The 22,525-nt window shown below is 58.6% G+C and carries 17 protein-coding genes and 1 riboswitch; of the genes, 13 read left to right on the top strand and 4 right to left on the bottom strand.

Annotation, left to right across the window (positions count from 1 at the left end):
• Positions 1-60: 60 nt before the first annotated feature.
• Positions 61-2,196 carry a malate synthase G gene (locus HW561_RS02255; RefSeq protein WP_176861594.1) on the bottom strand — a complete coding sequence of 712 codons (2,136 nt, stop codon included), beginning with the start codon at positions 2,194-2,196 and terminating at the stop codon, positions 61-63.
• Between the two features lie 222 nt (positions 2,197-2,418).
• Between HW561_RS02255 and pepN the strand changes: the two genes are divergently transcribed.
• The 7 genes from pepN to HW561_RS02220 all read left to right on the top strand — a co-directional run bounded on the left by pepN (position 2,419) and on the right by HW561_RS02220 (position 11,774).
• Positions 2,419-4,971, top strand: a complete 2,553-nt coding sequence (gene pepN / locus HW561_RS02250) for an aminopeptidase N (protein WP_176861593.1) — start codon at positions 2,419-2,421, stop codon at positions 4,969-4,971.
• Positions 4,968-5,396 carry a hypothetical protein gene (locus HW561_RS02245; RefSeq protein WP_176861592.1) on the top strand — a complete coding sequence of 143 codons (429 nt, stop codon included), beginning with the start codon at positions 4,968-4,970 and terminating at the stop codon, positions 5,394-5,396. Before pepN ends, HW561_RS02245 begins: the two co-directional genes overlap by 4 nt.
• A gap of 217 nt (positions 5,397-5,613) precedes the next feature.
• Complete coding sequence (locus HW561_RS02240) at positions 5,614-6,786, top strand: hypothetical protein (protein WP_235962753.1); 1,173 nt, start codon at positions 5,614-5,616, stop codon at positions 6,784-6,786.
• A 100-nt stretch (positions 6,787-6,886) separates the two neighbouring features.
• A complete protein-coding gene (gene gatB, locus HW561_RS02235; RefSeq protein ID WP_176861590.1) occupies positions 6,887-8,398 on the top strand; it encodes an Asp-tRNA(Asn)/Glu-tRNA(Gln) amidotransferase subunit GatB in 1,512 nt (503 codons plus the stop codon).
• Between the two features lie 149 nt (positions 8,399-8,547).
• Positions 8,548-9,804, top strand: coding sequence for a peptidase T (gene pepT / locus HW561_RS02230; RefSeq protein ID WP_176861589.1), 1,257 nt, complete (start codon positions 8,548-8,550; stop codon positions 9,802-9,804).
• A gap of 80 nt (positions 9,805-9,884) precedes the next feature.
• Positions 9,885-10,295, top strand: coding sequence for a DUF4177 domain-containing protein (locus tag HW561_RS02225; RefSeq protein WP_176861588.1), 411 nt, complete (start codon positions 9,885-9,887; stop codon positions 10,293-10,295).
• Between the two features lie 108 nt (positions 10,296-10,403).
• Positions 10,404-11,774, top strand: coding sequence for a hypothetical protein (locus HW561_RS02220; protein ID WP_176861587.1), 1,371 nt, complete (start codon positions 10,404-10,406; stop codon positions 11,772-11,774).
• Between the two features lie 105 nt (positions 11,775-11,879).
• On the opposite strand, the gene HW561_RS02215 is transcribed toward HW561_RS02220, so the two are convergent.
• Both HW561_RS02215 and HW561_RS02210 read right to left on the bottom strand, forming a co-directional pair.
• Positions 11,880-12,941 carry a glycosyltransferase family 4 protein gene (locus HW561_RS02215; protein ID WP_268952712.1) on the bottom strand — a complete coding sequence of 354 codons (1,062 nt, stop codon included), beginning with the start codon at positions 12,939-12,941 and terminating at the stop codon, positions 11,880-11,882.
• Positions 12,942-13,208: 267 nt separating this feature from the next.
• Positions 13,209-13,463: a BolA family protein gene (locus HW561_RS02210; RefSeq protein WP_176861585.1), complete on the bottom strand. Its 255-nt coding sequence runs from the start codon at positions 13,461-13,463 to the stop codon at positions 13,209-13,211.
• 107 nt (positions 13,464-13,570) lie between these two features.
• Between HW561_RS02210 and HW561_RS02205 the strand changes: the two genes are divergently transcribed.
• A complete protein-coding gene (locus HW561_RS02205; RefSeq protein WP_176861584.1) occupies positions 13,571-14,197 on the top strand; it encodes a J domain-containing protein in 627 nt (208 codons plus the stop codon).
• Between the two features lie 218 nt (positions 14,198-14,415).
• On the opposite strand, the gene HW561_RS02200 is transcribed toward HW561_RS02205, so the two are convergent.
• Positions 14,416-15,093: an energy-coupling factor ABC transporter permease gene (locus HW561_RS02200; RefSeq protein WP_176861583.1), complete on the bottom strand. Its 678-nt coding sequence runs from the start codon at positions 15,091-15,093 to the stop codon at positions 14,416-14,418.
• A gap of 75 nt (positions 15,094-15,168) precedes the next feature.
• Positions 15,169-15,378, bottom strand: a riboswitch (cobalamin riboswitch).
• A 204-nt stretch (positions 15,379-15,582) separates the two neighbouring features.
• On the opposite strand from HW561_RS02200, the gene cobS reads away from it, so the two are divergent.
• The 5 genes from cobS to HW561_RS02175 all read left to right on the top strand — a co-directional run bounded on the left by cobS (position 15,583) and on the right by HW561_RS02175 (position 22,492).
• Entirely contained in the window at positions 15,583-16,569 is a 987-nt protein-coding gene (cobS, locus tag HW561_RS02195) for a cobaltochelatase subunit CobS (protein ID WP_176861582.1), read from the top strand.
• Positions 16,570-16,582: 13 nt separating this feature from the next.
• Positions 16,583-17,281: an aspartate/glutamate racemase family protein gene (locus HW561_RS02190; RefSeq protein WP_176861581.1), complete on the top strand. Its 699-nt coding sequence runs from the start codon at positions 16,583-16,585 to the stop codon at positions 17,279-17,281.
• On the top strand, positions 17,281-19,158 hold the full coding sequence (gene cobT / locus HW561_RS02185) for a cobaltochelatase subunit CobT (protein WP_176861580.1): 1,878 nt from the start codon (positions 17,281-17,283) through the stop codon (positions 19,156-19,158). Before HW561_RS02190 ends, cobT begins: the two co-directional genes overlap by 1 nt.
• Before the next feature lie 301 nt (positions 19,159-19,459).
• Complete coding sequence (locus HW561_RS02180) at positions 19,460-20,629, top strand: winged helix-turn-helix domain-containing protein (RefSeq protein ID WP_176861579.1); 1,170 nt, start codon at positions 19,460-19,462, stop codon at positions 20,627-20,629.
• 72 nt (positions 20,630-20,701) lie between these two features.
• The gene (locus HW561_RS02175) at positions 20,702-22,492 is read left to right on the top strand and encodes an aminopeptidase P family protein (RefSeq protein WP_176861578.1); all 1,791 of its coding nucleotides are present in this window, start codon (positions 20,702-20,704) and stop codon (positions 22,490-22,492) included.
• The last annotated feature ends 33 nt before the right edge of the window (positions 22,493-22,525 follow it).

The following is a 22,525-nucleotide window of genomic DNA, read 5'->3' as shown; positions in this document are numbered from 1 at the left end:
TCGTGTCAAATTGGACATTGAACAGCCAGAGGGCCAGTGGCCCCCAACCTTTCCTAAGACTTACCCGCAGTTGGCCTTCAACTCCAGCCGTCGCGCATGCAGAACCGGCTCGGTATAGCCCGACGGTTGAACCCGCCCCTTGAACACCAGATCGCAAGCGGCCTGAAACGCGATGCCGTCAAAGCTGGGCGCCATCGGTGTATACTCCGGATCGCTTTCGTTCTGACGATCCACAACGGCGGCCATTTTCTGCATCGCTGCCATCACCTGCGCTTCGCCGACCACATTGTGATGCAGCCAGTTGGCCAGCGCCTGAGATGAAATCCGACAGGTCGCGCGATCTTCCATAAGACCGATATCATTGAGGTCCGGCACCTTGGAGCAGCCGACGCCTTGATCGACCCAGCGTACCACATAGCCCAAAATGCCTTGCGCATTGTTTTCGATTTCGCGGGTGATCTCTTCTTCGCTCAGATTGCGGCCGCCCAGCAATGGAACAGTCAGCAGATCCTCCAGCGTACCGCGCGCACCACCGGCAGCCAGCTCATCCTGACGCGCCAGAACATCCACTTTGTGATAGTGGGTCGCGTGCAGCGTTGCAGCCGTCGGCGACGGAACCCAGGCACAGGTCGCGCCCGACATCGGGTGACCGATCTTGGCCTCAAGCATTTCACCCATCCGGTCGGGCATCGCCCACATCCCCTTGCCGATCTGAGCTTTGCCTTTCAGACCGCATGCCAGACCAATATCGACATTGCGATCCTCATAAGACGCAATCCACGGTGTATTCTTGATGTCACCTTTGGGCAGCATCGGGCCCGCTTCCATCGAGGTATGGATCTCGTCGCCAGTGCGGTCGAGGAAACCTGTGTTGATGAAAGCGACCCGCGATTTCGCGGCGCGAATACACTCTTTCAGGTTCACCGAGGTTCGGCGTTCCTCATCCATGATGCCCAATTTCACGGTGTTGCGCGGCAGGCCCAGAATGTCCTCGACCATGTCGAAAATCTCGACCGAGAACGCCACTTCTTCGGGGCCGTGCATCTTGGGTTTGACCACATAGACCGACCCTTCGACCGAGTTGCCCCCGTCGCGTTGCAGATCGTGCATCGCGATCAGCGTGGTGCTCAGCGCGTCCATGAGACCTTCGCCAATCTCATTGCCGCCAGCGTCCAGAACGGCGGGGTTGGTCATCAGGTGCCCAACATTGCGCACCAGCATCAGCGAACGACCTTTCAGCGAGGCCTGCCCGCCGCTGGCTGTAGTGAACGCGACATCCCCGGCCAGTTTGCGGGTAAAGGTCTTTCCGCCCTTGGCGACCTCTTCGGTCAGGTCACCCTTCATCAGGCCCAGCCAGTTGTCATACGCCACGACCTTGTCGGCAGCATCGACGCAGGCCACCGAATCTTCGCAATCCATGATCGTGGAGAGTGCCGATTCCAGTCGAACATCCGCGATCCCCGCCGGATCGGACGCGCCAATAACGCTGATCGGATCGATCATGATCTGAATATGCAGGCCATTGTTTTTCAGCAGCACGAAATCTGGTTTTTCAACCGTCCCTCCGAACCCAGCAAATGCGTTGGAGTCGGCCAGCGCGGGGACCAAAGCCCCGTCTTCGACGCTCAGCCCTGTAACGTCAGCCCACGATCCAACCGCAAGGGGAACCGCATCGTCCAGAAACCCCTTGGCCCAGGCAACAACGCGGGCGCCGCGCGCGGTGTCATAGCCACCCGCCGCAGGCAGATCGCCCAACGCATCCGTTCCATAAAGCGCGTCATACAGGCTGCCCCAGCGCGCATTGGCAGCGTTCAGCGCAAACCGGGCATTGGTGATCGGCACCACCAACTGCGGGCCGGGGATGTGGGAAATCTCGGGGTCTACACGTGCAGTCTCGATCTGGAAGTAGGGGCCTTCTTCGACGAGATACCCGATCTCGCGCAGGAAATCCTGATACGCAGCGGCATCGTTGGCCCGCCCTTTATGCGCAATGTGCCAGGCGTCGATGCGGCCTTGAATCTCGGCCCGTTTCGCCAACAACGCCGTGTTCTTCGGCCCAAGCTCTTCGATCATGCGGGCAAGGCCAGCCCAGAACGTATCGGACGAAACGCCAGTCTCTGGCAGCGCCCGATTTTCGATGAAATCCGCAAGTTCCCAGGCAATCTGCAGCCCGTTCCGGGTTTCCCTACTGCTCATGTTCGACATCTCCTGCCTTTGTACGCCACTGTATACTGACCTCAAATAGGACGGAAGTTTCCGATAGGCAACACGTGTCACACCTGTCTCGGCCAATCCGTCAGGTCACAACGAAATCATCATGCATTTGATGCGTTGGCTGACAAGCAGGCCCGCACCGCTTGCAGGCCAGAACCAGAGCCCATAACGTCGCGCCAGTCACAACCGATACGAGGCCCCCCGATGCGCGACGCCGCCCCCACGACAATCTACCTGAAGGATTACACACCATTTGGTTATCTGGTGGACAGCGTGCATCTGACCTTTGATCTGACGCCACACGCCACACGCGTCACCTCGCGCATTGCGTTTCGTCCGAATCCAAACGCCACCGACCGCACCTTTTTTCTGCATGGCGAAGAGCTGACGTTGATTCGTGCTGCGATTGACGGGGGCGAAATCACACCCGAGCTTAGCGACAAAGGACTGACCGCGATCACCCCCGACGCGCCATTCATCTGGGAGGCCGAGGTCGAGATTGATCCGGGTAACAATACTGCGCTGGAAGGGTTGTACATGTCCAACGGCATGTATTGCACCCAGTGTGAGGCCGAGGGCTTTCGCAAGATCACCTATTACCCCGACCGGCCCGACGTCATGTCCACCTTCACTGTCCGGATCAACGGTGACCTGCCGGTGCTGCTGTCTAACGGTAACCCGACGGCCAAGGGCGAAGGCTGGGCCGAATGGACCGACCCGTGGCCCAAACCCGCCTATCTGTTCGCACTGGTCGCCGGCGACCTGATCGCCCATCCGGGCCAGTTCACCACCATGTCCGATCGCGAGGTTGAACTGAACCTCTGGGTCCGCCCCGGTGATGAGGGTAAATGCGCCTTCGGCATGGAGGCGTTGAAGAAGTCGATGAAATGGGATGAGGATGTCTATGGTCGCGAATACGATTTGGACGTGTTCAACATCGTCGCCGTCGACGATTTCAACATGGGCGCGATGGAGAACAAGGGGTTGAACATCTTCAACTCCTCTGCCGTTCTGGCCAGCCCGGAAACTTCGACCGATGCCAATTTCGAACGGATCGAGGCGATCATCGCGCATGAGTATTTTCACAACTGGACCGGCAACCGCATCACCTGCCGCGACTGGTTCCAACTGTGCCTGAAAGAGGGGCTGACCGTCTTCCGAGACGCCCAGTTCACGTCCGACATGCGCTCGGCCCCGGTGAAACGCATCCACGATGCGATCGACCTGCGTTCGCGTCAATTCCCCGAGGACAACGGACCGCTCTCTCACCCCGTCCGCCCTGAAAGCTTTCAGGAAATCAACAACTTCTACACAGCGACGGTCTATGAAAAAGGCGCCGAGATCATCGGCATGCTGAAACGCTTGGTCGGGGACGAGGCTTATGCCAAGGCGCTGGATCTGTATTTCGACCGTCACGACGGGCAGGCCTGCACGATCGAGGATTGGCTGAAGGTGTTCGAAGACACCACTGACCGCGACCTGAGCCAGTTCAAGCGCTGGTACAGCCAATCCGGCACACCCCGCATTGCGGTGGCCGAGGCTTGGGACGATGGCACCTACACTCTGACCCTCAGTCAAAGGACTGAACCGACGCCTGGTCAGGACGACAAGCAACCGCAAGTGATTCCTGTGGCCGTGGGCCTGCTGGGGCCAAACGGGGATGAGGTGCGCAGTACCGAAGTTCTGGAACTGACCGAAACTGAACAGAGCTTCCAGTTTACCGGGCTGGCGGCCAGGCCGGTGGCGTCGATCCTGCGTGATTTTTCGGCACCCGTGATCCTTGAACAGGACCAGACGAATTCCGAGCGGGCCTTTCTGCTGGCCCACGACACCGACCCGTTCAACCGTTGGCAAGCCGGGCGGTCGCTGGCGCAGGATACGCTGTTGCGGATGATTTCGGACGAAGCGGCGCCCGATGCCGATTACCTCGATGGGTTGCTGTCTGTGCTGCGAGACGGCGAATTGGACCCTGCCTACCGCGCGTTGATGTTGGGTCTGCCAGCTCAGTCAGAGCTGGCGGCAACCCTGTATGAACGCGGCGACACACCTGACCCGATGGCGATCTGGGCGGCGGTTGAAACGCTGCGACAGGCAACGGCTCAGCACATGCAGGACCTGTTGCCTCGCCTGCATGGCGAAGCAATGGTCGACGCGCCCTATTCCCCGGACGCCGAGCAATCCGGCAAGCGCGCGCTTGGCAGCGCCGCTCTGGCACTGACCTCGCGTCTGGACGGTGGCGCCATGGCCGCTGACGCTTATGCCAACGCCGACAACATGACCCTGCAATTGACCGCCCTGTCCTGCCTACTGCGCGCCCGCAAAGGCGAGGAGGAATTGGCCGGGTTCTACGACCAGTGGAAACATGACCGTCTGGTGATGGACAAGTGGTTCGGACTGCAAGTATCGATGGCTTCCCCTGAGGCGACACCAAAAACAGCCCGTGCACTGACCGAACACCCCGATTTCAATTGGAAAAACCCAAACCGATTCCGGGCCGTGATGGGTGCGTTGGCGATGAACCATGCAGGTTTTCACCAAACCGACGGAACCGGGTATCAACTGCTGGCGGACTGGCTGATCCGGCTCGATCCCGTGAACCCGCAAACAACGGCGCGGATGTGCGCGGCTTTTCAGACATGGACGCGCTATGATGCGGGCCGTCAGGACCTGATGCGCGCGCAACTGACCCGCATTGCCGAAACACCAAACCTGTCGCGCGACACGACCGAGATGGTGTCCCGCATCCTCGGCGCATGACCCCGTATACGTTCACCCGCCAGAACGGGACTTCGAAAGTTGTCGTGATTCTGATTGGTGTGTATGCCGCACTGCTTGCGCTTGTGATTCTGTTTGACGCCGCCTGGTGGCTGATGGGGCTGTTGTCTCTGGCGACACTCCCGGCGATTTGGGACATTGTGCACGATAGCAGTGCCAGCTTGACCCTGGATCAGGAACAACTGCGCTGGCATACGGGCAAACGTCAGGGGGAGATCGAGGTAAAAGACGTTGATTTCTTTCGTTTCGACACGCGCTGGGACTTTTCGGTTCGGGTTACTGTGGTTCTGACATCTGGCAAGCGGATACGCCTGCCGGATGAGTCCGTCCCACCTCACAGACAGTTTGAAGACGTGCTGCAATCGGCCGGGTTTCGCGTTGAACGGCATCATTTCACTGTTTTTTGAAACGATCCGAGCCATTGGGCCGGATTGACCTGCAAATCTGCAAACTAACAAGTAATTGACTTGAAGTGGCGCCATTTTGCGGCCAGACTTCAAGATCAGTTACCAGTGTTTTTCAGTTTCGAGTTCTACCATGTTCCGGTTTTTCAGGGCGTTTATTGCCCCATTGCACGCTTCTTTATCACAAACTGCGCCTGATCTGTGCGCAACAAAAACCGCTTTGGCTGCGGCACTGCCTGATCAGGGGCAACTCAATATCCCTGTCGCAAAGCTGGGCGCCCAAGACCTGATCGGACGTGCGACCATCGAACATGGTCGCGATTTGGCGCGTCAGGATCGGTGGGAAGACCTGTCATCAGAAATGCGCGCGGCGGATGACATGCGCAAAGTTGCACCCGACGGTATGCCGATCGCCGACTTGCTGGCCTTTGGCGCGCGCTCTGATGTGGTTTTGGCTGCAGAGCACGCCTTGTCAGACGGCAAGGCCATCTCGGACTACGATCTATTGGGCGGCATCTCCGAGCTTGAAGGGGAGATGCTTGAACACCCCGACGACCCGATGATCGCCTTGGTTGTGGCATTGGCGCACATCGACCTTGCCTGGGCTTGGCGTGGGACTGCGTCGGACGCCACTTTGCCGCCATTGCACCGGTCGCGCTGTGCCGCGCATTTTGACAGGGCTGCCGCCATCTTGCCGGCATGCAAAGCTGCCCTGCCCGACAGCCCCTTGATTGCAGCCACAAGCTGCGCGCTTTTGGCTGGTCAACGCAAAGCCACGGCGCGGGTCGCGGATGAATATGAGCGGCTGATCACGCTGGATCCACAGAACCAACGTCACATGCGCGCGATGGGTAGTCATCTGCTGCCGCGTTGGTTCGGCAGCTATGAAGAGCTGGAACTTCAGGCCCTGCGCAATGCGGCCCGGACGCAAAACACATGGGGTGCGGGCGGCTACACCTGGGTCCAATTCGACGCCATTGCATTGGACGAAGAAGCCTGCGCGCGGGTGGATGTGGAGTATTTCCTTGAAGGCATACGCGACATCGTGCGGCTGCGTCCCGATCAGCAAATGATCAACATGCTGTCTGCCTATTGTGCAATCACCTTACAGAACGGGTTGGGCCTTGATGATCGGGCTGATCTGGTTCGCACCCAGATGCGCGAAACCGCCAACTGGCTGATCCGCGATCACCTGACCGAATTGCATCCGCTGATTTGGGCGCATGCTGCTGATGGATTCAATAACAGCGTTCGCATCAACTCACCCGAACGGTTTGCTGCGCGTGGTCACAGGGATGCGCTGCGGGCCATCGGCGACCTGTTTCGGGATGAGTTGCGCAGTGGCAAGAACGTGACCTTTACGCCATCGGGCCTGCAGTTTTCGCGGAACTAAACGGCGCAGGATTTGCGCGTTTGACTGCCTTTCCCCCTTGCTCCTTGGGCGTGCCGGGCCTAATACGCAGGCTTAGACTTTTGCGGAAATGAGGCGCGCCATGCTCGACCTGACATACGAAATGCCCAAACCCAAAACCATTGCCGGGGCCAAGCACGATTGGGAACTGGTTATCGGGATGGAGGTGCATGCGCAGGTCTCATCCAATGCCAAACTGTTCTCGGGCGCGTCGACCCAATTCGGGGCCGAGCCGAACTCGAACGTGGCATTTGTTGACGCCGCGATGCCCGGTATGTTGCCGGTGATCAACGAATATTGCGTCGAACAGGCCGTGCGCACCGGGCTGGGCCTGAAAGCGGAGATCAACCTTAAATCGGCCTTTGACCGCAAGAACTATTTCTACCCTGACTTGCCGCAAGGTTACCAGATTTCCCAGCTTTATCAGCCTATTGTGGGCGAAGGTGAAGTGCTGGTCGAAATGGGTGACGGCACCGCGCGGATCGTGCGGATTGAACGCATTCACATGGAACAGGACGCGGGTAAATCGATCCACGACATGGATCCGAACATGTCCTTTGTCGACCTGAACCGAACCGGTGTCTGCCTGATGGAGATCGTTTCACGCCCCGATATTCGCGGACCTGAAGAGGCTGCGGCCTATATTGCCAAGATGCGCCAGATCATGCGGTACCTTGGGACGTGCGACGGCAATATGCAGAACGGCAACCTGCGGGCGGACGTGAACGTCTCGATCTGCTTGCCGGGCGCGTATGAGAAGTATCAGGAAACACAGGACTTTTCGCATCTGGGCACGCGGTGCGAGATCAAGAACATGAACTCAATGCGGTTCATCCAGCAAGCGATTGAGGTCGAGGCACGCCGCCAGATCGCCATCGTCGAAGGCGGTGGCACCGTCGATCAGGAAACCCGTCTGTACGATCCGGACAAGGGCGAAACGCGGTCCATGCGGTCGAAGGAAGAAGCGCATGATTATCGCTATTTCCCCGACCCTGATCTGCTGCCTTTGGAGATCGAGCAAGCATGGGTGGATGACATCGCCGCCACGCTGCCCGAGCTACCGGATGACAAAAAAGCGCGTTTTATCAGCGAGTTCACTCTGACAGATTATGACGCATCGGTGCTGACAGCCGAGGTGGAATCCGCCGGGTATTTCGAAGAGGTCGCCAAGGGTCGCAACGGAAAGCTGGCTGCGAACTGGGTCATCAACGAGCTGTTTGGCCGGTTGAAGAAGGAAGATCACGACATCACTGACTCGCCCGTATCGCCGGCGCAGCTGGGTGGGATCATTGATCTGATCGCCTCGGATGCCATCTCGGGCAAGATCGCCAAGGACCTGTTCGAAATCGTCTATACCGAGGGCGGTGACCCGGCGCAGATCGTTGAAGAACGCGGTATGAAACAGGTGACCGATACCGGCGCTATAGAGGTTGCGCTGGACGAGATCATCGCGGCCAATCCGGCACAGGTCGAGAAGGCCAAGGTGAACCCGAAACTGGCGGGTTGGTTCGTCGGTCAGGTCATGAAGGCGACCGGTGGCAAAGCCAATCCCAAGGCCGTTAACGAATTGGTCAGCAAGAAGCTGGGATCGTAAAACGTACAAATCGTACGCCTCGCGAAACCCGGTTTGTACAATTTGTACATAATGCAGAGTTAACATCTTGCATGTTTTCGAGGTCAGGCCATCGGCTTGACTCCAGTTCCGATTGCCTCCTTTCTTCCGCGTAAGAGAGGTGAGGTATCATGCAGAACAGATTTGATCAGGAACTCGAAGACCGGTTGGTCCGCTACGCGGTCATCGACAGTCAGAGCGACGAGACATCCCCCACGACCCCCAGCACGCAGATTCAGTTCGACATGCTGAACCTGTTGCAGCAGGAGTTGACCGAGATCGGGGCGCAGGATGTCGAACTGACCGGTGACAGCGTCGTGGTGGCAACCATTCCGGGCACCGCCCCCGGCCCAACGGTGGGCTTTCTGGCCCATGTGGATACCGCACCGCAGTTCAACGCCACGGGTGTGAAGCCGCGTGTGATCAAGGGCTATAACGGGGGCGACATTACGTTCCCGGACGACGCCGAATTGGTTCTGTCACCTGCCGAGCACACTTATCTGGCCGAGAAAGTCGGCCATGATCTCATCACCGCGTCGGGTACCACTCTGCTGGGTGCCGATGACAAGGCCGGTGTGTCGATTCTGATGACGATGGCGCGGCACCTGCTGGAGAGTAAGGAGATCGCGCATGGACCCATCCGCATTGCCTTTACCCCCGATGAAGAGATCGGGCGCGGTGTTACCGAACAGCTGCCCAAGGATCTGGGTGCCGATTTTGCCTTTACTCTGGATGGGCAGGAAGCCGGTGAAATCGAGTATGAGAGTTTTTCGGCCAACCGCGCGGTGATAAAGATCGAAGGTGTTTCGATCCATCCCGGGCTGGCCAAGGACAAGATGGTGAATGCCGCGCATCTGGCGGCCAAGATCGTGCAGACCCTACCACAGGCGACCATGACACCCGAGGTCACTGACGGGCGCGAAGGCTTCATCCATGTCACCGACCTGAATGGCGGCTCGTCCGAGATGGAGATCAAGCTGATCCTGCGCGATTTCGAGATGGACGCGCTGGAGGCGCAAGGTGATCTGGTGCGGCAGGTTTGCGCCGCCGTGCAGGCGACAGAGCCACGCGCCAAGATCACATGCGAGATTTCGCACCAGTACCGCAACATGCGCTATTGGCTGGAAAAGGACATGACGCCGGTCGATCTGGCCCGCGATGCCTGTCGTGAGATGGGGATCGAGCCCATTTCCGTCCCGATCCGGGGCGGCACGGACGGGTCGCGCCTTACCGAGTTCGGCACACCCTGCCCCAACCTGTTCACCGGCATGCAGTGCATTCACGGGCCAATGGAGTGGATTTCGGTGCAGGACATGGCGCTGGCGACAGAACTGTGCCTGTCGGTTGTCGCCAAGGCGGCGCAGAGTACAGGCAACAGTCAGGGCTGAAATCCGCTGGCGGTGCGACGTCTCTTTCGTCCAGGGATCAACCTGTTACATTGACCGCAACAGGCATTTAGGAACAGTTGATGCAGCGCTACGAATACAAGGTCGTCCCCGCCCCCCAGAAAGGCACCAAAGCCAAGGGTGTGAAGTCGGTTGAAGGGCGTTTTGCCGCGTCGGTCGAGCAGTTGTTGAACCAGATGGGACAGGACGGTTGGGAATATCTACGCGCTGAATTGCTGCCCAGCGAGGAGCGGACCGGATTGACCGGGTCGACCGTGAACTGGCGCAATGTGCTGGTGTTTCGCCGCGTGGTGGAAACGGAAAGCAGTGTCGCATCGGTTGGGGCACCCGTGGAAATCGAAGACGCCCCGATGGCGCGCCCGATTCCGGGGCCCGATACCGTCAAAGCCCCTGAGCCAATTTCCGAGGACGCGAAAGAGCCGCCTTTGTCGTTGAAAAAGACCGAGGAAGCGGAAGGGGACGAAAAGACCTGATCAGGTCCGGCTTTGTCGGTGGCGGTTTGGACAAACTGAAACAGAGTTTATTCGACATAAAATTATTCTAGTCATAGATGAAATTCAGACGTTAAGATTTATAAAAGAATGAAACTTTTCCCACGGTTTGCGGCAGCGTGTATCGCGGTTATCACGCCGTGGCATGACGCCATGGCCGACCCGGTGACCGAGCTGCGTTGCCTTGAAACTGAATGGCTGCAAAGCGTGACAGAGTTTCGTCAAAACCGCGCGGACTTGTGGCAGTGGATGCACGGTTTTCTGGACGGCTCAAAACCGATCAGTTGCAGCGCCGAGGCGTATATTGAAGAGACCCCCAATTGGAATTTAGAGCAAGAGTATTCATGGAGGTGCTTCAACGTTGAGTCCGAACTGAGCGTCTCATTGGGTTTTGAAACTCCGGATGCAGAACATTTGGATAGTATTAGGGGCGCCATGCTTGGTCTGGGCCTTGCGTACGGTTTTTCAGACCCGGAACTTGTCAACGGGCTAAAGGATCTGGCTGGTGAATTCGAAAGGACTATTTCAGAAACCCTAAAAGACCTTGAGGCTCAAGGGGTCACTATCACCCCCAAAGTACCGACTGGTATCGACATTGCAAAAAAGGAACAGGATTCTGCGAATGCCAGGTCGAAAGAGACAGTTTCTGCGCAAGACATTTTTGGTTCTGCGCTTCCAATACAGAATAGCTGGGGGCTGACGGCCCAACTGTCTTGGCACCCTGATGCGTTCGAAGTTCCAAAAGACATGGTCAAATTGACCGACGTGACAGATGTTGAGGATATGCGGGCCCGAATTAAGAATATCCTGGATATTCAGCGCATTTTACGGGATCTGGAACGCACACAGAAACAGCCCGGTTCGACAATGCAGGCGGCTGCGGCAGCCTATGCGAGGGCCATCGAATTGACCGAAGGCAAAGCACATATTTGGTCGCGCGAACATGTACCTCTGGCTGCGCGAAAATTCCGGCTGTTTGGCGCACCGGTGCAGTTGGTGCAGCGCGAAGATAACAGCATATCGGTGATTGATATGCGGTCGTGGTCCCGCTTGCCCGAGACCGATTGGCAAAGCGACGCCGACACCCCAATGGTGGAGGGTGTGAATGAGGTGGTGTTCTATTATGAGCCGCACCCGGATTATGTGGACGGCTCCGCAAACGTTGAGGATTGCAAGATTACTAAAACCTTCCCGTGTCCGCCTTTAAACAACTCAAGAGCCAAAACACCTGCCGTGATCCGTGAATTCGCAGAAGCCTGCGCCGACGCTGTCGGGTGCCAGATCAACACGCTGCGCTGGATCAACGATCACGTCGCAATCCGCACGCATCTGCGCGCTCGGAACACAGACGCAACGCAGTTGGCCAGGTTTACAAGGCGTTTGACAACGCTGAGGACAAAAACACTGCTTTCTGCTTTCACGCCTGATCCTGAGTTTGACGCACCAAATACCTGCCAATAGCGGCTGGGCCAGCGCCCCAAAGGCCAAAACCAGCAAGGTGCATTTCGCGGCCCCTTGGTCTTTTACCAAGATGGCAGACAGGTTTGGCGTACATTTGGGTGCGGTCTATTGCGCCACGTCAGAGACCAATTGATCCCACTCGGAAAAGACGCGATCGGGGGACAGCCGGTCGCGCATATCCTGCGATCTGGCCGCCATCAGGGCCCTTGTTTCCGGCTCTCGTATCAGGCGCAGGGCCGACTCGGCGAGTTTGTCGACGTCCCCGGGGGGCACCAACAGCCCGTTCTGGCCATGATTGATCAAATCGGACGGACCATAATCGCAATCGAATGATATGACCGGAATGCCGCTGACCGTTGCTTCGGCAATAACGTTGTGAAAGCCTTCGTATCGTGACGTTGCAAGAACAATGTCGGTCTCATGCGCCCATTCGCCCATTTCCCGCGTATTGCCCGGTAGCTGAACAACTGTTTCAAGTCCCAATGCGTCGCGCTGCGCCTCCAGCGCCGGGCGCTGCGCACCTTCCCCGTAAATGGTCAGCGTAACGTCTGGGCAGGCCGAGTGAATGCGCCGCATCGCCTTAAGCAACATGTCGAAGCCTTTTTGCGGCACAAGCCGACCGATGGACACCAGGCGCTGAGCCTCGCCCGTGTGCGCAGAGGCCACGCGCGCAAACGGGACAATCGGATTGGGTATGACAACGCCGCGCCATCTGAGCGACGGCTGCAAATCGGCCAGTCCTTTGTGGGTCAGAGCCACGACCTTTGTCGCCCTCAGCCCCAGGACCGCCTGCAGTTTTGACCACATCGGATGGGCATCCTGAAGTCGTGGGTTGTTCCGCTCTGAAATGATCACGGGAATACGCATGCCGGATGTGGCAAGCAAGGTGACGACATTGACCTTGGTCAGAAAGGAAATGACGATGTCGGGCCGGTACTCACGCACAACCGATCGCACATGCGCGATGCGGCGAAACTGTCCGGACCTGCCGTTCATGGCGCTGGTTTCAACGGTTTCATGCATGTCGAAGTAAGGGCCGTTCTCTGGCATGCTGAACGCAGTCACATGCACACTGATACCGCGCTGCGCAAAATGCCGCGACAGCATTGCAATAACCTTTTCTGCCCCCCCAGGCCCAAAACCGGCCTGAACAAATAATAGTCTCAAACCAAACCCTAAATCACTGTCACCACCAATTCCAAAAAGGGTAAGTCAGGCACTGTGTTCAGGCAACGAATCCATGCCGAAAGGGCCGTTTAACCCGTTATTTCGGCGCTTGGCACACGCATGGCCTGTTCATGAAGAACAGCTATCAACCTGAGAGGCCCGGACTGCACTTCACACACAAAACACAAGAGAATCACAAGGCGCAACATCCGCCGGTCGCTGCGGCGGTGAAACGGGCGCCTTGCGGACGCATCGGGCATCAGTGTCCTAAGCGCCGATATCCAACGCCAGCGCATGAATGCGCGGGACAATATCGCCCAGTGCGGCATGGACAGCGCGGTGGCGGGCGACGCGGGATTGCCCCTCGAACGCGGCGGCGCGGATGCGGACGTTGAAATGGCTGGCACCGCCCTCTTGATATCCGGAATGCCCCCGGTGGCTTTCACTGTCATCGACCACGTCCAGCTCGTGCGGGTCAAAGGCGGCTTGCAGGCAAGTTCTGATTTCGTCGGTCACGTTCATTTTTATGCTCAGCGGCAAATTTATTGCCGCCCCCCTCTTCTACTTTCGGCTGCTTAGACTAAACTGCTGCCTCCGAGTCGAAAAGATGCGTTCGTAAGGATCAGAGCATGGTGAAATCAGACCCCTTCGGATTTGATATGTCCGTTTCCACTTCCAAGAAAAAGAACCCGCGCGGGCGTCGGGGGATGTCGGGCGCGTCTGAAACCTCGGTCCGGATCTGCGATCACGAAGGGTGTGAGGAGGCGGGCAAGTTCCGCGCGCCCAAAGCGCCGGACGTATTGGATGATTTCTTTTGGTTCTGCCAGCAGCATGTGCGCGAGTATAACCAGAAGTGGAATTTCTTTGATGGCACCACCGAGGCCGAGCTGAACGCGCAGCGCTCCAAGGACAAGGTGTGGGAGCGCGAGACCAAACCCATGGGCGACCCCGAGGCGCGCGCCTGGGCCCGTCTGGGCATCGAGGACCCGCATCAGGTGTTGGGGGAGAACGCAACCAAGAATCCGGGCCGCACCTCGGGCGGTGGCGGACGTCGTCTGCCCCCCACCGAGCGTCGTGCGGTCGAGATTCTGGAAGCCAATGACAGTTGGACCAAGGCCGAGGTGCGCAAGGCTTACAAGAAGTTGATCAAGGTCCTGCATCCGGACATGAACGGCGGCGACCGTTCACAGGAAGAACAGCTGCAAGAGGTCGTCTGGGCCTGGGATCAGATCAAGGACAGTCGGAATTTCAAGTAATCGCAGCCGGTCGCGCATGCGTGGCTGATTAGGGATACGAATCGCGCCTGCTATGCCCCTGAGCAACGAGGCTTGATGCGATCAATCTGGATTCGCGGTTGATGCGAAAGCATGCTGTTTCGAGTTGAGCAGCAGGTCAGGCTTGCTTCAGGCACTGCCGTCACGCAAAAGAAAAACGGCCCCAAAAGGGGCCGTGAGAGTGGTACAGATCGCTTAGATCAGGCTGCGTTATACAGGCGCGGGGTCACCAGACCGGTGCCGTTCAGGCCACGCAGGGATTTGGCAACAGCCAGCACGGCCAGATCGGCCAGCGGCTCGATGATCACGACCAGCATGTAGGCGCCACCGAAGGCAAAAACCGAAGCCATGGTTTCAGCCCCGAAACCCTGACCGTAGAATGCCCAGAACGCGACCCAGGCGACAACACCGCCCTGAAATGCGGTGCTGAGTGCCAGTGCCTGACGATACTTCAGGTCAACATAAGCGGTGCCCGGCGCGATGATGCGCTTGGCCAGTGCCTGCACAGCAAACAGCGGAACCAGCAGCGTGGTCACGTTGATGAAGAATTGCGGCAGGTCGAAAGGCGCAAAGAGCACACCTTGCAACAACAGACCCAGCGCCAGACCAAACGCGGCGGGGGCCACCCCCAGCAGCAGGAACAGGGTCGAACCCAGAATAAAGTGGACCTCGGACACGCCGACCGCGAAATGTGGCAGGACTTGGAAGAACACGAAGGTGCACACCGTTGCCAGGGCGGTTCGGACGGCCAGCGATGCCGCTCCCGAAGTGCGGATGGCGCTCAGCGCCTCTTTGGCCGCATAAGTCGCCGCACCGGCTGCGGTGGCGTAGGAAAGTACGATTTTGGCACCGTCTACGATGCCCGGTTCAATATGCATTTTATATCTCCTGCCGCCTCACCCGGCGGCCGTTCAGGTTGATCCGGCATAAAGCAGCCGGGTTGAGTCCCGGTGTCCACCGGGGGGTCAACGGCAGGTCTCCTGACTTGCGGGGAATTGCGACTCCGGCCTTCCCAGCCATGTGGCCAGTGGCATATCGGCGTCGCTCTCCGCTTACAGTTGCGGGGGCAGCTACGGAATTGGCACCCCGTGTGGGTGCCGCACCGTATTCCCTTTTCATCCCTCAGCCTTGGGCTTTTGGGAACCGTGGACGGCTGAGAAGTGTCATGCCGAGGGAACGGCTGTCAACTCGGCAAATACTGCGGCTTTGCACAAAAACGACACGCGCACGATGGTTGGAGGGTTTTTTTGCTGTTGGTTTTGCAAACGCCGCATCGCGCGCGGCTTTCCCTTGCCCTTGTCCGGAATATGTTGCACCACACACAAGTTCAAACCCGGGAAACGGGACAAAGGATAAGGACGACGCGCATGGCTGACGGATCGATTGATATCAACGCAAAACCCACCGAAGAGATCTCGGTCCGTGACGTGTTCGGTATCGATACCGACATGGCGGTCAAAGGCTTTGCGGAACACAGTGATCGGGTTCCGGCCATCGATCACACCTATAAATTCGACCCCGAAACCACGCTGGCGATTCTGGCGGGCTTTGCCCACAATCGCCGGGTGATGATCCAGGGCTATCACGGCACAGGCAAATCGACCCATATCGAACAGGTTGCCGCGCGCCTGAACTGGCCCGCCGTGCGTGTGAACCTGGACAGCCATATCAGCCGGATCGACCTGATCGGTAAAGACGCCATCAAGCTGCGCGACGGCAAGCAGGTCACCGAATTCCACGAGGGCATCCTGCCCTGGGCGCTGCGCAACCCGGTCGCGATCGTGTTCGACGAATACGACGCCGGTCGCGCAGATGTGATGTTCGTGATCCAGCGTGTTTTGGAACATGACGGCAAGTTGACGCTGCTGGACCAGAACGAGATCATCACGCCGAACCCCAATTTCCGCCTGTTCGCCACCGCCAACACCGTGGGTCTGGGTGATACGACGGGCCTGTATCATGGCACGCAGCAGATCAACCAGGCGCAGATGGACCGCTGGTCTCTGGTTTCGACGCTCAACTACCTGAGCCACGATGCCGAGACGATGATCGTTCTGTCGAAAGCGCCGCATTACAACACCGAGAAGGGCCGCAAGACCGTCAGCCAGATGGTCACCGTCGCCGACCTGACCCGGACCGCGTTCATGAACGGCGACCTGTCGACAGTGATGAGCCCGCGGACCGTGATCAACTGGGCGCAAAATGCCGAGATTTTCCGCGATGTGGGCTATGCCTTCCGCCTGTCCTTCCTGAACAAGTGTGATGAGCTGGAGCGCCAGACCGTGGCCGAGTTCTATCAGCGGTGCTTTGATGAGGAACTGCCGGAAAGCGCTGCGAGCGTCAGTCTGGGGTGACAGGAGGTCCGCCATGCATATCGGATTGATTGGCGGGATCGGCGTTGCTGCAACGGTGGTGTATTATCAGCGACTTTCCACGGCCATGGCTGCACGTGGAAAACCGCTTGAACTGACCATCGTGAATGCGGATGTGCAGGAATTGATCCGTAACAATCTGGCCGACAAGCGGGACACGCAGGCGCAGGTCTATGCCGGGTTGTTGAACCGGTTACAGGCAGCAGGTGCAGATTGTGCGGCGATCACCTCACTGGGTGGGCATTTTTGCTATGATGAGACAGTACCATTATCTCCAATTCCATTGGTTTCGGCTGTAAGCCCTTTAGACGCCTATTTCGCCTCTCAGGGATTTGGGACCATTGGGTTGCTGGGCACTCGGGTTGTGATGCAGACAAATCTCTATGGTCAGCTTGTGCAAACCCGGGCGGTCGCGCTGGAAGACGAGATCGAAACTCTGGGGCAAACCTATCAGGATATGGCAGTCGCCGGATTTTGTTCCGATCCGGATCGCGCACTGTTTCTGGATGCAGGCCGCCGTATGGTGGATGATTTGAACGCCGACGCTGTCGTGTTGGCCGGTACCGATCTGAACCTTGCTTTTGATGGGCAGGATCCGGGCTATACTGTTGTAGATGCGTTGGATGTGCATGTGGACGTGCTGGCTCGTCTGGCAAGTGAAGAAATGACGCTTCAAGAAGCAGGGGCAGACTAATGAGTAAACAAAACGACAACCCCGCTGATCCGTTCAAGAAGGCCTTAGCCGAGGCCACTAAAGTGATGGCCGACGATCCCGAGTTGTCGGTGAGCTATACGGTCGACCCGTCTGGCTTATCGGGCGAGTCGATGCGGTTGCCTCAGGTCAGCCGCCGAATGACGCGGGAAGAGGTTTTGCTGGCGCGCGGCACGGCGGATGCGCTGGCGTTGCAGCGCCGGTATCATGACGATGCGACGCATAATCGCTATGCGCCTCCGGGTGATATGGCGCGCGACCTTTATGAGGCTTTGGAAACCGCACGGTGCGAGGCGATGGGTGCACGGGATATGCCCGGCACAGCCAGCAACATCGACGTCAAGATCGGGCATGAGGCGATCCGGCGCGGCTATGACCAATGCAAGCAGCCTGCGGATGCGCCCTTGTCGGTGGCTGCGGGCTATCTGATCCGGCATCTGGCCACTGGGCGCGACCTGCCGCCTGCGGCTGAGAATGTCATGAACCTGTGGCGCGGGTTTATCGAGGAACAAGCTGGCGGCGTGCTGGAGAACCTTGATGAAGTGCTCTCGGATCAGGCGGCGTTTGCCAAGTTCGCGCGGCAGATGATCAAGGATCTGGGATACGGCGACCAGTTGGGCGATGACCCGGATGAGCTGGACGACGAGCAGGAAGATCAGGCCGAGGACGACGCCGAGGAGCAGCCCGATCCCGACAGCACCGGTCAGGACGATCAGGACGAACAGGACGCCGACGCGACCCCTGAGCAGACTCAGGAAGAGCAGCAGGATCAATCTCAGGCACAAGTCTCGATGGATGAGATGGCCGAAGATGAGATGGGTGATGAGGCCGAAATGCCTGAGGGTGAGGCCCCGATGGAGCCGCCTGCCCCACCGCCCGCATCCGATGCCGACCCGGACTACAAGGTCTATCTGAACACCAATGACGAAGAAATTCCCGCTGAGGATTTGGCGGAACCTGCGGAATTGGAGCGGTTGCGCGCCTATCTGGATCAGCAGCTGGAGCCCTTGAAAGGCGCCGTCAGCCGTCTGGCCAACAAGCTGCAGCGCCGGTTGCAGGCGCAACAGAATCGGTCTTGGGAGTTCGACCGCGAGGAAGGCATCTTGGATGCCGGCCGTCTGGCGCGTGTGGTTGCGAACCCGACCACGCCGCTGAGTTTCAAGGTCGAAAAGGATACCGAATTCCGCGATACGGTTGTAACGCTGTTGCTGGATAACTCGGGGTCGATGCGGGGACGTCCGATCTCGATTGCCGCGATCTGCGCCGATGTCCTCGCGCGGACGCTGGAGCGGTGCAACGTGAAGGTCGAGATTTTGGGCTTTACCACCCGGGCGTGGAAAGGCGGTTTGGCGCGTGAGGCGTGGCTAAACGATGGCCGCCCGCAGCAGCCCGGTCGTCTGAACGACCTGCGCCACATCATCTACAAAGGCGCGGACGCTCCGTGGCGGCGGGCGCGGCCCAATCTGGGCTTGATGATGAAAGAAGGTCTGCTGAAGGAAAACATCGACGGCGAGGCGCTGGAATGGGCGCATCGGCGGATGCTGGCGCGGCGCGAGCAGCGCAAGATCCTGATGGTGATCTCGGATGGCGCGCCGGTGGATGATTCGACGTTGAGCGTGAACCCCGCGAATTATCTGGAAAAACACCTGCGCGATGTGATCGCCATGGTCGAAAAGCGCAAGATGGTAGAGTTGCTGGCCATCGGTATTGGTCATGACGTGACCCGGTATTATGACCGCGCGGTGACGATCACCGATGTGGATCAGCTGGCCGGTGCGATGACCGAGCAGCTGGCGGCGCTGTTTGACAGCGACCCGCGTGCGCGTGCGCGCGTGATGGGGATGAAGCGGGCCAGCTAGATTTGCTGGCCCTGTTCTGCCGGACGAAATGCGAACCACGATAGCCATCTGAACGCGGTCTTTCTGATCCTGTTTTGTGGTTCGATTTGCGATCCGGAAACGCTATATCTGTGCCGGGCAGCCGGGTGGCGCAGCAATGCGGTATCAAAGGGAGGCATCATTGGGGAACTCCTGTCTGTTGCCTCTAATGTGGTGATCGCGATGACCGCCCGCTTGAAGGCTGTCCTGAGAAACGCCTGAGAAACCCTTGGGAAAGTTATTGAACCTTGTGGCTCCTGTCGAAACGGAGTGTATTCAGCCCATGCGCTATGAGTTTGCAGATTGTGTTCTGGACGTGGATCGTCACGTGCTGTTGCGCGATGGCGAGACTGTACCGGTCGAACCGCAGGTCTTTGACCTGTTGGAGTTGCTGGCGGAAAGCCCCGGCAAGCTGGTGGCACGCGAGGAGATCATCGAACGGGTCTGGAACGGTCGGTTTGTCTCGGAATCGACGATCAGCGCCCGTATCGCCGCGGCTCGTAAAGCAGTTGGCGATGATGGCAAGACTCAGCGGATCATTCGAACGATTGTGCGGCGTGGGCTGCAGATGGCAGCTGAGGTCAGTCGTGATGCCGATCCGACACCTGAGAGACACCGGCAGACACAGCAGTTGAAATATGCACGAGGCAGCGACGGTCAAGCAATTGCATTCGCCGTATCCGGCGAGGGCCCGGCGGTTCTGAGAGTAGGCTCGATCGTTTATGATCTGGAGGCAGAATCGCGGCTGACCTCAGAACGTGCGTATCTGAGTGCGATGGACGCAAAGTTCACCATGCTGCGTTACAACAAACGCCAGCGGTCCCATTGGGGCGATAGCTGCCGCGCCGACCACGAAGGGGGCGCAGAAGACATTCTGACCGTGACACATGCCGCTGGCTTTGACCGCTTTGCCATCGTCTCGGAGTTTGGTGGCATATTCTCGGCCCTGCAATTCGCGACCCAATATCCGGAACGCGTCAGCAGGCTTGCCATTGTCGGTGGTTGGGCCGAGGGTCGCGATCATCGGGATGATGTAGCCGTGCCGGATTCGATCCGCAATCTGATCATCGAAGGGTGGAAGAACCCGGGCAGCGGTTATGCTGTCGGCTCGTTGCTGAGCTACTTTCCCGAAGGGCCGCTTGAGACCGTTCGCGAAATTGTGGACGAGATGCAAGCGCTCTACTCCGTCGAACAGAAGCTATATCAGCGCGACAGCGGAAACACGGCGTCGATCCTGCATTTATTGCCGCAAGTACAATGCCCAACTCTGGTTCTGCATGGCCGTAACAGTGCAGTGCACCCATTGTCGGAGGCACGTAAACTAGCGGCGGGTATTCCTGATGCATCACTGGCCATTCTGGAAACCGCCAATCATATTCCCCTTCCCGGCAACGACGTTTACGACACCTACATAGGGACACTGCAGGAGTTCCTCGGCGCAGTGGATGAGTGACCGGCCGAGTTGCTGGACATTTACCACCGCAAGCCGCAGATTTCCGCGCATCCAGACAACAACGAGGCCATCATGTTTCAATCCTTCAAAGTGACTGCGCGCCCGGAACAGGGCCCGCCTCGGCTGGCTGCATTGCGAGAGGAACTGGTGCGCGAAGGGTTGGATGGGTTTCTGATCCCGCGCGCTGACGCGCATCAGGGGGAGTATGTGGCACCCCGGGATGAGCGGTTGTCATGGTTGACCGGATTTACCGGATCGGCCGGGTTTTGCGCGGCACTGACACATGTGGCCGGGGTGTTTATCGACGGGCGCTATCGCACGCAGGTCAAGGCGCAGGTCGCAAAGGAATTTACCCCGGTCCCGTGGCCCGAAATCAGCCTAAGCGCCTGGTTGAAAGAGCAGTTGCCAAACGGCGGCAAGGTTGGATTCGACCCATGGCTGCATCCCGTTGGTCAAATTACCAGCGCGCAGAAAGAGCTGAACGGCAGCGGCATCGAATTGATGCGATGCGCCAATCTGGTGGATCGCGTGTGGGCGGATCAGCCCGAGCCGCCGATGAGTCCGGTCAAGGCGCATCCGATTGAGTTTGCCGGTGAAACAGCCCAGCGTAAAATCAGCCGGCTGGCGAATGATCTGAAGCAGGCCGGGCACTCGGCTGCAGTGATCACCTTGCCGGATTCAATCATGTGGTTGCTGAACATTCGCGGCTCGGACATTGGCTACAACCCGGTTGCGCATGGGTTTGCCGTTCTGCACAGCGATGGCCAGGTCGATCTGTTCATGACCGCCCAAAAGCTGGTCGGGCTTGAGGATCATCTGGGCGCGCAGGTGTCCGTGCATGATCCTTCTGCGTTTCTGGACGCCGTGGGCCAACTGGAGGGTCGCGTACAGGTCGATCCTGGCACCGTGCCCCAGATCGTCGCGGATGCCTTAGGTGAACGGATGGACGAGGGCGGCGATCCCTGTGCCCTGCCCAAGGCCTGCAAGAATCCGGCTGAAATCGCGGGCAGCGCCGAGGCGCATCTGCGGGACGCTGTGGCGGTGATCGAAACATTGTGCTGGTTGGATGCGCAGGCCCCGAACAGCCTGACCGAAACGCAGGTGGTCACCCGGTTGGAGGATAACCGCCGCAAGGACAACGCGCTGCAGGATATCTCGTTCGATACCATTGCCGGGACCGGGCCAAATGGCGCGATCATGCATTACCGGGTGACCGAGGAAACCGATAGCCGGTTGGAGGATGGTCATCTGCTGGTTCTGGACAGCGGCGGGCAATATTTGGACGGCACCACCGACATCACGCGTACCATTGCGATTGGGGCTGTGGGTGACGAGGAGAAAGCCTGCTTTACCCGTGTACTGAGGGGCATGATCGCCCTGTCGATGCTGCGCTGGCCGGCCGGATTGGCCGGGCGTGACATCGAATGCGTTGCACGGGTGCCGCTGTGGCTGGCGGGGCAGGATTTCAATCACGGCGTCGGGCATGGCGTTGGCGCGTATCTGAGCGTTCACGAAGGGCCGCAACGCCTGTCGCGGGTCAGCCATGTGCCGCTGCAATCGGGCATGATCCTGTCAAACGAGCCGGGGTATTACCGCGAAGGCGCCTTTGGCATTCGCATCGAAAACCTTGTTGTCGTGGAAGAGGCCCCCACCCTGCCCGGTGGCGATGCCGAGCGTGTGATGCTGGGTTGGCGCACCTTGACCTATGTGCCCATTGACCGGCGGCTGATCGTGGTTGATATGCTGACACTGGAAGAACGCGACTGGCTGAACGCCTACCACCGCGACGTTGCGGAAAAAATACGGCCAAGGCTGGGCGATGACGCTCAACTGTGGTTGGATGCCGCAACCGCGCCGCTCTGACACCGGACTGTTACATGGATCGGGCAGACAAGG

The sequence above is a fragment of the Ruegeria haliotis genome (genome assembly GCF_013377785.1).
Lineage (GTDB): Bacteria > Pseudomonadota > Alphaproteobacteria > Rhodobacterales > Rhodobacteraceae > Ruegeria > Ruegeria haliotis.
This window is presented reverse-complemented; position numbering and strand designations above follow the sequence as displayed.

Coding starts and splice junctions, on each gene's coding strand:
- HW561_RS02255 (WP_176861594.1), bottom strand. CDS start 2,196: ATGAGCAGTAGGGAAACCCGGAACGGGCTGCAGATTGCCTGGGAACTT.
- pepN (WP_176861593.1), top strand. CDS start 2,419: ATGCGCGACGCCGCCCCCACGACAATCTACCTGAAGGATTACACACCA.
- HW561_RS02245 (WP_176861592.1), top strand. CDS start 4,968: ATGACCCCGTATACGTTCACCCGCCAGAACGGGACTTCGAAAGTTGTC.
- gatB (WP_176861590.1), top strand. CDS start 6,887: ATGCTCGACCTGACATACGAAATGCCCAAACCCAAAACCATTGCCGGG.
- pepT (WP_176861589.1), top strand. CDS start 8,548: ATGCAGAACAGATTTGATCAGGAACTCGAAGACCGGTTGGTCCGCTAC.
- HW561_RS02225 (WP_176861588.1), top strand. CDS start 9,885: ATGCAGCGCTACGAATACAAGGTCGTCCCCGCCCCCCAGAAAGGCACC.
- HW561_RS02220 (WP_176861587.1), top strand. CDS start 10,404: ATGAAACTTTTCCCACGGTTTGCGGCAGCGTGTATCGCGGTTATCACG.
- HW561_RS02210 (WP_176861585.1), bottom strand. CDS start 13,463: ATGAACGTGACCGACGAAATCAGAACTTGCCTGCAAGCCGCCTTTGAC.
- HW561_RS02205 (WP_176861584.1), top strand. CDS start 13,571: ATGGTGAAATCAGACCCCTTCGGATTTGATATGTCCGTTTCCACTTCC.
- HW561_RS02200 (WP_176861583.1), bottom strand. CDS start 15,093: ATGCATATTGAACCGGGCATCGTAGACGGTGCCAAAATCGTACTTTCC.
- cobS (WP_176861582.1), top strand. CDS start 15,583: ATGGCTGACGGATCGATTGATATCAACGCAAAACCCACCGAAGAGATC.
- HW561_RS02190 (WP_176861581.1), top strand. CDS start 16,583: ATGCATATCGGATTGATTGGCGGGATCGGCGTTGCTGCAACGGTGGTG.
- cobT (WP_176861580.1), top strand. CDS start 17,281: ATGAGTAAACAAAACGACAACCCCGCTGATCCGTTCAAGAAGGCCTTA.
- HW561_RS02180 (WP_176861579.1), top strand. CDS start 19,460: ATGCGCTATGAGTTTGCAGATTGTGTTCTGGACGTGGATCGTCACGTG.
- HW561_RS02175 (WP_176861578.1), top strand. CDS start 20,702: ATGTTTCAATCCTTCAAAGTGACTGCGCGCCCGGAACAGGGCCCGCCT.